This window comes from Streptomyces sp. NPDC094147, assembly GCF_044764265.1.
GTDB lineage: Bacteria > Actinomycetota > Actinomycetes > Streptomycetales > Streptomycetaceae > Streptomyces.
Map to the genome: position 1 here is coordinate 35,261 of NZ_JBIWHT010000039.1, position 6,000 is coordinate 41,260.

Annotated in this window: 6 protein-coding genes and 1 pseudogene; 3 read left to right on the plus strand and 4 right to left on the minus strand. The window is 74.1% G+C overall.

What is annotated here, in order from left to right:
• The first annotated feature begins 128 nt into the window (after positions 1 to 128).
• The 3 genes from ACIQ8J_RS32515 to ACIQ8J_RS32525 are packed head-to-tail and all read left to right on the plus strand — an operon-like array spanning position 129 to position 1,984.
• Positions 129 to 620 carry a hypothetical protein gene (locus ACIQ8J_RS32515; RefSeq protein WP_403277084.1) on the plus strand — a complete coding sequence of 164 codons (492 nt, stop codon included), beginning with the start codon at positions 129 to 131 and terminating at the stop codon, positions 618 to 620.
• On the plus strand, positions 617 to 1,066 hold the full coding sequence (locus ACIQ8J_RS32520; protein ID WP_403277082.1) for a ferritin-like domain-containing protein: 450 nt from the start codon (positions 617 to 619) through the stop codon (positions 1,064 to 1,066). The genes ACIQ8J_RS32515 and ACIQ8J_RS32520 overlap by 4 nt, the downstream gene beginning before the upstream one ends.
• Before the next feature lie 18 nt (positions 1,067 to 1,084).
• Positions 1,085 to 1,984: an aminoglycoside phosphotransferase family protein gene (locus ACIQ8J_RS32525; RefSeq protein ID WP_403277079.1), complete on the plus strand. Its 900-nt coding sequence runs from the start codon at positions 1,085 to 1,087 to the stop codon at positions 1,982 to 1,984.
• A gap of 57 nt (positions 1,985 to 2,041) precedes the next feature.
• Here ACIQ8J_RS32525 and ACIQ8J_RS32530 read toward each other — a convergent pair whose 3' ends face one another.
• The 4 genes and pseudogenes from ACIQ8J_RS32530 to ACIQ8J_RS32545 form a co-directional block, all read right to left on the minus strand.
• Positions 2,042 to 3,742, minus strand: coding sequence for a proline--tRNA ligase (locus ACIQ8J_RS32530; RefSeq protein ID WP_403277075.1), 1,701 nt, complete (start codon positions 3,740 to 3,742; stop codon positions 2,042 to 2,044).
• A 73-nt stretch (positions 3,743 to 3,815) separates the two neighbouring features.
• On the minus strand, positions 3,816 to 4,379 hold the full coding sequence (locus tag ACIQ8J_RS32535) for a GNAT family N-acetyltransferase (protein ID WP_403277073.1): 564 nt from the start codon (positions 4,377 to 4,379) through the stop codon (positions 3,816 to 3,818).
• A gap of 15 nt (positions 4,380 to 4,394) precedes the next feature.
• The gene (locus ACIQ8J_RS32540; RefSeq protein WP_403277159.1) at positions 4,395 to 5,237 is read right to left on the minus strand and encodes a GNAT family N-acetyltransferase; all 843 of its coding nucleotides are present in this window, start codon (positions 5,235 to 5,237) and stop codon (positions 4,395 to 4,397) included.
• 619 nt (positions 5,238 to 5,856) lie between these two features.
• Positions 5,857 to 6,000, minus strand: a pseudogene (locus ACIQ8J_RS32545) (4-hydroxy-3-methylbut-2-en-1-yl diphosphate synthase); the annotation flags it as partial.

Below are 6,000 nucleotides of genomic sequence, written 5' to 3' on the forward strand. Positions count from 1 at the left end.
CCCGGGGGGTGTTGCCGTCCACGGCCCGGCGCCCGCGGGTACGCTCGCCTGCGGTGATCACTCGGTCACCGGCGGACCGGCACACAGGGGAGACGCACGTGCGGCACACGGGGACCACACGACGACGTGTGCTGGCCGTGACGGGCGCGGCCGCCGCCGGGCTGCTGACCGGCTGCTCGTCCGGCACATCGGACGGCGCATCGGACGGCGGTACGCGCGCACCCGGGGCGCGGGAGGCCGCGGCCCGCGCGGAGGCGGCGCTGCGCGCCCGCACCTCGGCCGCGAGCCGGGCGCTCGTCGACCGGTACGACGCGGTCCTCGCGATGCACCCCGCGCTGCGCCCCCGCCTCGCGCCCCTGCGCGACGAGGCGGACCGGCACACCACCGCACTCGGCCCCGCCCCCACCTCCTCCCCCGCTCCCTCCTCGACGCCCGCGATCTCGGCGGTTCCGGCCGACGCCGACGAGGCCGTCAAGGAGCTCGCGGACGCCGAACGGCGCACCTCCGACGCCCAGTTGGCGGCCCTCGCCACCGCGCCGCCGGAGCTGGCCCGGCTGCTCGCCTCGGTGGCGGCGTCCGGCGCCGGGCACGCGTATCTGCTCGCCGGAGGTGCCCTGTGACCGCCCAGGCACTGGATGCGGCGCAGGCCGCGCTGGCCGCCGAACACGCCGCGGTGTACGGGTACGGGGCGCTCGGCGGCCGGCTCGCCGACGCCCGCGGCGCCCAGGCCCGCGAGGCCTACGCCGCCCACCGCTCCCGGCGCGACTCACTCGCCCGTACGGTGCGTGACCTGGGCGGATCGCCGGTGGCGGCGGCCGCGGCCTACGCCCTGCCGTTCGCCGTGCCGGACGCCGCGTCGGCGCTGCGGCTCGCCGCGGAGCTGGAGGACCGGGTCGCGGGTGTGTACTCCGATCTGGTGCGGGCCGCCGAGGGGCCGCTGCGCCAGGATGCGGCCGCAGCGCTGCGGGAGGCAGCGGTGCGGGCCGTGCGCTGGCGGGGCGGCAGCGTAGCCTTTCCTGGGCTCGCGGAACGCCCGAGCGCACCGGTTCCACCAGCTAGTACCTGAGCAAGGGGCACAACACGCATGGCTTTCGAACCGCCTGAGCGGCTGGTCCGCGCGCTCGGCGAGACGTACGGGGACGAGCTGGCCGGGCCCTGGCTCGACCGGTTGCCCGAGCTGGCCGAGCAGGCGGCGGCCCGCCGCGGTCTCACCGTCGACCGGGTGCAGGCGCCCGGCGGCCGCTCCAGCCTGGTCGCCCTCGTACACCGTCCGGACGGCAGCCCGGCCGCACTCAAGGTCGCCCCGGACTTCGCCCGCCCGGACCTGGAGCGCGCGGCCCTGGCGCACTGGAACGGCTGGGGCGCGGCCCAGTTGCTCGACGAGGAGGCGCCCGACGGCGCGCTGCTCCTCGAACGGCTGCACCCCGAGGTGTCGCTGCGCTCGCTGCCCGAGGCGAAGGCGCTCCTGGAGGCGGCCGGCACGGTGCGGCGCCTGTGGGTGGAGCCGCCGGGCGGCCACGCCTTCGAGACGGTGGCCGAGCGCTCGGAGCGCCAGTCCGTGCCGATGCGGGCACCACAGGACCCCGAACTCGCCCCGCTCGTCTCGGCCGCGCTCGCGGCCCGCGACGAACTGGCCTCATCGGCGGGCGAGTTGGTCCTGCTGCACGGCAACTTCCGGCAGAGCAAGGTGCTTTCGGGCGAGCGGGCGCCGTGGCTGACGGTGGGTCCCGAGCCGCTGGTGGGTGAACGGGCCTATGACCTGGCGCGGTTGGTCCGCGACCGGGTGGAGGACCTGATCGCGGCACCGAGCGGGGCGTCCGCGGCCCGCCGCCGCGTCGGCAAACTGGCCGACTCGCTGGACGTCGACCCCGTACGGCTGCACGGCTGGACCCTGTTCCGAGCGGTGGAGTCCGGCCTCCGCGCCCGCGCGGCGGGCCGCCACCGGGACGCGGAGCTCCTGCTGGAGTTCGCCGGCTGGCTGTAGTTGCCGTGGAGCACGGTCGGGGGCAGAGCCCCCGACCGTGCTCCAGTCGCGTCGGAATCAGGTGGTGAGGCGGGCGATCGCCTCGGCCAGGGGGAGTTCCTCGCGGGTGCCCGTGCGGCGGTCCTTCAGTTCCAGGACGCCCTCGGCGGCGCGGCGGCCGGCGACCAGGATCTTCGGGACGCCGATCAGCTCCGCGTCGGTGAACTTCACGCCCGGGGAGACCCCGGCCCGGTCGTCCACCAGGACCCGCAGCCCGGCCGCCCGCAGCTGCTCGGCGGCGTCGAGGGCCACCTCCGTCTGGAGCGCCTTGCCCGCGGCGACGACGTGCACGTCCGCCGGGGCGATCTCGGCCGGCCAGCAGAGCCCCTGCGCGTCCGCCGTCTGCTCGGCGAGCGCGGCGACCGCCCGCGAGACGCCGATGCCGTACGAGCCCATCGTGACCCGCACCGGCTTGCCCTGCTGGCCGAGCACGTCGAGCTGGAAGGTGTCGGCGTACTTGCGGCCCAGCTGGAAGATGTGGCCGATCTCGATGGCCCGGTCGAGCTTCAGGCCCGCGCCGCAGGACGGGCAGGGGTCGCCCTCCTCTACCACGACGACGTCGAGGTAGTCGGTGACCTCGAAGTCCCGGCCGCAGACCACGTTGCGGGCGTGCGTGTCCGCCTTGTTGGCGCCGGTGATCCACGCCGTGCCCGGCGCGATGCGCGGGTCGGCGATGTAGCGGACCTTCTCCAGACCCTGCGGGCCGACGTAGCCGCGGACGAGATCGGGGCGGTCGGCGAAGTCCTCGGCCGTCACGAGCTCCACGACCGCGGGGGCCAGGTGCTCGCCGAGCTTGCCGAGGTCGACCTCGCGGTCGCCGGGGACGCCGACGGCGACGATCTCGCCGTCCACCTTGACCAGCAGGTTCTTCAGGGTGGCCGAGGCCGGGACGCCCAGGTGGGCGGCGAGGGTCTCGATGGTGGGGGTGTCGGGGGTGGCCAGTTCCTCGACGGGCCCGTGCGCCGAGCCGTCGACGGGGGCGGCCACGAACGTCACGGCCTCGGTGTTCGCCGCGTACTCGCACGCCGGGCAGTCCACGAAGGTGTCCTCGCCCGCGGCGGCCGGCGCCAGGAACTCCTCCGAGGCCGAGCCGCCCATCGCACCGGACACCGCGGAGACGATCCGGTAGTCCAGGCCGAGCCGCGCGAAGATCTTCTGGTAGGCCGCGCGGTGCAGGGCGTACGACTCGGCGAGGCCCTCGTCGGTGGTGTCGAAGGAGTACGAGTCCTTCATCTGGAACTCGCGGCCGCGCAGCACGCCGGAGCGCGGGCGCGCCTCGTCGCGGTACTTGGTCTGGATCTGGTACAGCATCACCGGCAGGTCCTTGTAGGACGTGCACTGGTCCTTGACCGTCTGCGTGAAGATCTCTTCGTGGGTCGGGCCGAGCAGGTACTCGCCGCCCTTGCGGTCCTTGAGGCGGAACAGCAGGTCGCCGTACTCCTCCCAGCGGCCGCTCGCCTCGTACGCGTCCTTGGGCAGCAGCGCGGGCAGCAGGACCTCCTGCGCCCCGATGGCGTCCATCTCCTCGCGTACGACGGTGGAGATGTTGTCCAGGACCTTCTTGCCGAGCGGCAGCCAGGTCCAGATGCCGGCGGCGTTGCGGCGCACGTATCCGGCGCGGACCAGGAGCTTGTGGCTGAGCGTCTCGGCGTCCGCCGGGTCGTCGCGCAGTGTCTTGGCCATCAGACGGGACATGCGCTGGACGTGGGCGGCTGCCATGGATTTCTCTCCTGTACGTGCACGGGGTGATGCCTGGAGGTTAGCCGGGCGGCCCGAGTGCGCGGAAATCCGTTTAGCCGAATGCCGTTCGTCCGGGCCGCAGCAGTGGAAGGGGCGCGCCCATCACCGCGTACGGCCGCGCCGCGCTCGGGAAGTGCACCTGTCCGGCCAGATCGATGTAGCCGAGCGCCCGGTACAGGGCTCGGGCGGGGCTCTCCGTGTCGATCGCGGAGAGGATCGAGCGGGGTTGGGCGGCGGTGTCGGTGATGGTGGTGATGAGCGCCCGGCCCAGGCCCCGGCCCTGGTGGGCGGGGTGGACGTGCAGTTCGGTGATGACGAAGGAGTCGTCGAGCCATCCGTCGGTGCGGTTGCTGCGCAGATACGGCTCCACGACGGTGGACCACCAGTGCGTGCGGTCGTTGGGCATCCCGTACACGAAGCCGACCAGCCGTCCCTCGGGGGTGGTGGCCCCCAGCGCCCTCGCGCCGGGCTGGGACAGGTGGCGCAGCACGATGTGGCGGCGGACCTCGACCTCGTCGGCGCTCAGTCCGAAGGCGACCGCCTGCACGGCGAGCGCCTCGTCCACGCGGGCCGCGAGGTCGAGCGGTCCGACCACTGCGTCAGAGTCAGGAGGCATGGGCGCACCCTAACCTCAGAACAGCACGCTCATGAACGCCCCGGTCTCACGGAATCCGACCCGCCGGTAGCAGGCGCGGGCGGGGGCGTTGAAGTCGTTCACGTACAGGCTCACGACGGGGGCGACGTCGGCGAGGGCGTAGCGCAGTACGGCCGCCATGCCGGCGGTGGACAGGCCCCTGCCCCGGTGTTCGGGGGCGACCCAGACGCCCTGGATCTGGCAGGCCTGGGTGGTGGCGGCGCCGATCTCGGCCTTGAAGACGACCTTGCCGTCCTCGATGCGGGCGAACGAGCGGCCGGATCCTACGAGTTCGGCGACGCGGGCCTGATAGAGCAGGCCGCCGTCACCGGCCAGCGGGGAGACGCCGACCTCCTCGGTGAACATGGCGACGCAGGCCGGCATGATCGTGTCCATCTCGTCCTTGCGGATCCGGCGGACGTACGGGTCGGGGGCGATGTCGTCCGGCATCCGCTCGGTGACCATGAGCGGCTGGTGCGGGCGTACGTCGCGGGCCGGGCCCCAGTGCGGTTCGAGCAGGCGCCACAGCTGGGCGGTGGGTTCGGCGGGGCCGACGATCGAGGAGCAGCGGCGGCCCGTGCGGCGGGCGCGGTCGGCGAAGGAACGTACCGCCTCGGGCGTCGCGCAGATCGGTACGAGGTTGGCGCCGGAGTAGCAGAGCGAGCGGAGGTGGCCGTCCGCGTACCAGCCCCACATCTCGCCGCCGAGCCGCCAGGGGTCGAGGCCGGCGATCTGTACGCGGGAGGTCACGAAGGCGTTGGCGACCGGGTCGCTCTCCAGGATGGCGAGCGCCGCGCCGAGGTCGCCGGGTTCGAGGACCCGGGTGGTGGTCTGCGTCAACACGAGGGGGCCTCACGGGTACGGTTCTGCTGATCTCCGCACTGTACCCGCCACCCTGGGGACAGCGCCCCCACACCCCGGAGCTCCGCCCCAGACCGGGGGGCTGCCCACCCGCCCGCGACTCGGGGTCGGAAGGCCCGGCCCCTGGGGCTCCGCCCCAGACCCCCTCGGGGGCTCCGCCCCCCGGACCCCCGGGCGTTGCCCACCCGCCCGCCGGTGCAAGGGGTTGGGATGGCTGAGCCCTGGGGCTGCGCCCCAGACCCCCTGGGGGCTTCGCCCCCTTACCCCCACGAGGGGCTCCGCCCCTCGACCCCGGCGGGGGCTCCGCCCCCTGCACCCCTTTGCGCTTCGCCCGCCGCACCTCGCTCGGGGGGGTCCGCTCCCTGCACCCTCCCGCGGGCTCCGCTCGCTGAACCCTCTTCGGGGCGCCCCGCCCCGGACCCCCGGTCGGGGCTTCGCCCCAAGTCCTCCTCGGGGCTTCGCCCCGGACCCGGTCAGGGGCTGCGCTCCTCGAACAGCTCCGGGAGCTTCGCCCTCGGGGATCCACCCCTGACCCAGCCAGCAAACTCCAGCCCCCCAGCGGTTGAGAGCGGGGGGGCCGGGGCGTGGGAGGGAAGGGTCAGCCTGCTACCGACACCTGCGGCTCGCCCGAAGCGACGCCGTCCTTTTCCATCTGCTCGGCGATCTTCATCGCCTCATCGATCAGCGTCTCCACGATCTTCGACTCCGGCACGGTCTTGATGACCTCGCCCTTCACGAAGAT

Coding starts and splice junctions, on each gene's coding strand:
- ACIQ8J_RS32525 (WP_403277079.1), top strand. CDS start 1,085: ATGGCTTTCGAACCGCCTGAGCGGCTGGTCCGCGCGCTCGGCGAGACG.
- ACIQ8J_RS32530 (WP_403277075.1), bottom strand. CDS start 3,742: ATGGCAGCCGCCCACGTCCAGCGCATGTCCCGTCTGATGGCCAAGACA.
- ACIQ8J_RS32535 (WP_403277073.1), bottom strand. CDS start 4,379: ATGCCTCCTGACTCTGACGCAGTGGTCGGACCGCTCGACCTCGCGGCC.